This is a genomic window from Dyadobacter sp. CY261 (assembly GCF_021440085.1).
GTDB lineage: Bacteria > Bacteroidota > Bacteroidia > Cytophagales > Spirosomataceae > Dyadobacter.
In genome coordinates this window covers 1-2,596 of record NZ_JAKCPW010000053.1, presented here as the reverse complement: position 1 = coordinate 2,596, position 2,596 = coordinate 1, and the positions used below count along the sequence as shown (strand labels likewise).

Here is a 2,596-nt window from a genome sequence, read left to right as displayed (position 1 = left end):
ATAAGGTTCCCAGGGAGGCCAGATCGTATAAGCTTATATGAAAAAATTCGGTTCTCAAGTGTTTACGAATTGCCAGTAGCCATGTTCTGAGTTTTCTAGCGGACTCCTTTTTCTTATCGAGTCGCTTCGGTAGTCTACCTCATCTTCTACAAATCATTTGCCAATTTAGAGTAGGGGGTCAAACTGGGCTTTATTGATAGTATCTGAATCGATCATAGGGAGCACCTTGTCCACTTATGGACAACTTGGATCCAAAAATGAACACCTATTAAATGCGCTAAACACGTCTAGAGTGCCTGGATGGCATCATTAGCAGCCGGTCAGTGGATTTAATCACCATTTACTTCACTACCTTCAATAAGGGTTTATAGCTGATGGATACTTATCTCATAAAAGGCTCATTTAGGAATATATCGTCAACAGCCTGCTTCAAGAAATATAGACTGGACAAAGAGATAAAGTATTATCTGAACGAGCGCTTTATAAATGCTGTTACTTTTCAATCTTGCAGAGTTTTCACAAGAAATCGGTGGAATAGCTCCTGATTAACTCATAAAGCATTCGAAAACCATGCTCATTGGCTACGCGCACGTTTCAACGGCAGTGGCCGACCGCCCAGGACCAAAACTTAGCACTGCAATTGGATGCCCTTAAAACATTGGGTTGTAAGAGAATCTTTCAAGAAAAGGTGTCCTCAGCAGAATTGAGACCGCAACTCCAGAAGATGCTGGACGTCGTTCGTGAGGGGGACACCATTGTGGTTTGAAAATTGGATCGACTGGGTAGGTCGCTTAAAGAATTGTTTACACTGATAAATGACTTCCAAAACAGCGGAATTGGATTTCGAAGTTTGAACGATGCTATTGATACCACGACAGCTCAGGGCCGATTAGTTTTAACTTATTTGCATCGTTAGCCGAATATGAACGTGATATGATCCGCGAAAGAACGAAGGCTGGTCTGGCTGCCGCTCGCGCCAGAGGAGGGTTAGGCGGACGCCCCAAAGGACTTACGCTGGAGGCGCAAGCCAAAGCAAGGGCAGTTAAGGCAATGTATGTCAGCAAAATAAACACGGTCGCCGAGATAGGAAATCTGTTCATCTGAGCAGAGCGACAGTCTACCGGTACTTAGCCTGGCAAAATGAACATTTCACTTAATCAGAGGAGACTGTTACTGAGCTAAAATGGGCCTTAAAAGAGGCGCTTCACTATTGAGATGGATCCAGCGAAATAACAGGGCAACTTGTCAGATGAGGTCGTGACGCCCATAGTAGGCACCTATTCTTTTTTGGGGCAGACCACTTTTCGTTCGCCAAGACTAAAAGACAAACCTGTGACTACGCCGGAGGAGTTTCGGTTAAAGACAACCGCGAGTTGTTCACGGCCATCATCCAACAAAAAATAATCCTTCTTTTGGGCATAAAGCTCTTGTTTGCGCGTAGTGGTGGACTTCAGATGATTGCCTTCAAGGCTTACTTTAATCCATTCCCCTGGCCGTAATAGATACTCCCCCACATATTCTTGCAACAGCCTAGTACTAAACTGAATCTTGGTGCGGGCGGGCCATTGGTAAGATTGGTGGTAAAGAATCGCCAGGATCTTGCGAGCGATGATATGCAAATCCACATCTTCCGCGTTGTTGAGCATAGTGATACAGACGTCATCTGCCGGGACACGGGCCAACTCGGACTTGAAACCCCAGATATCACCACTGTGCCAAACCACTTTGGCGCTGGCCACCGAATCAATCATCCAACCATAGCCATAGTTGTTCCTTACGGGGGTGTACGCCCGGTTGAGTAATGATGAACTGACCAGTTTACCTGTCTGTAGGCCCTGATGCCACCGGTAAAGATCAGCGGTAGTAGAATAGATGGCTCCGGCGGCACGGGGACCACTATAGTCAATCTGGGTGGCCGCACGGGCCGTATCGTTTTGGGGAAACTCCCAATAGCCCGTTGCTTTATCCGGACTGGAAAGGCCAATAAAATCAAAACCACTGTGGTTCATCCCTAGCGGGGTAAACAGGTAGGTTCGGACCGCCTTATAGTAGCTCATGCCAGATGCACGCTCAATAAGGTAACCCAGCAAGATGTAGCCCGCATTGCTATACTTCCAGTCCGTTCCGGGGCTAAAATCCAATGCCCGGTCTCTCAATGCTGCCAAAAACTTAGCTTCCTCGGACCCTGGATAAGTTTTTGTCCTGGTGTTAGAATCGTCGTCCGATAGGCCGGATGTATGGGATAATAATTGATCAATCGTAATGCTATCGCCTTTGGGTAAGTCAGGATAAAACTGACTGACTTTATCGGTTAAGGCTAGGCGGTTTGATTCGACTAGTTTTAAGATCAGGGTCGCGGTAAAGGACTTGGTGAGGGAGGCAATCTGGTAAATAGTATGAGGATCATTGAGCGTTTTCTGTTTAATATCCTTGTAGCCATAGCCCTTATTAAGTAAGACTTTACCCTGAGCGGTCACCAGGATGCTGCCGTTAAATTTGCCTAACGTAGCGTAGGTATCGACTAACTTTTTGATTTGTTGCTTGACGGGCTGAGCGTTAGCGCAGAAAGCCCCGCTCATTACCAGGAGAAAAAATA

Annotated in this window: 2 protein-coding genes and 1 pseudogene; 2 read left to right on the top strand and 1 reads right to left on the bottom strand. The window is 46.3% G+C overall.

Annotated elements, in window-relative coordinates; all coding sequences use genetic code 11:
- Positions 1–577: 577 nt before the first annotated feature.
- Positions 578–927 (top strand): annotated as a pseudogene (locus LZD49_RS36305) (recombinase family protein); the annotation flags it as partial.
- 6 nt (positions 928–933) lie between these two features.
- Entirely contained in the window at positions 934–1,104 is a 171-nt protein-coding gene (locus tag LZD49_RS36300; RefSeq protein WP_409021387.1) for a hypothetical protein, read from the top strand.
- A gap of 173 nt (positions 1,105–1,277) precedes the next feature.
- Here LZD49_RS36300 and LZD49_RS35255 read toward each other — a convergent pair.
- Positions 1,278–2,596: serine hydrolase domain-containing protein (locus LZD49_RS35255; protein WP_310590535.1), on the bottom strand; the 1,319-nt coding region annotated here is incomplete at its 5' end.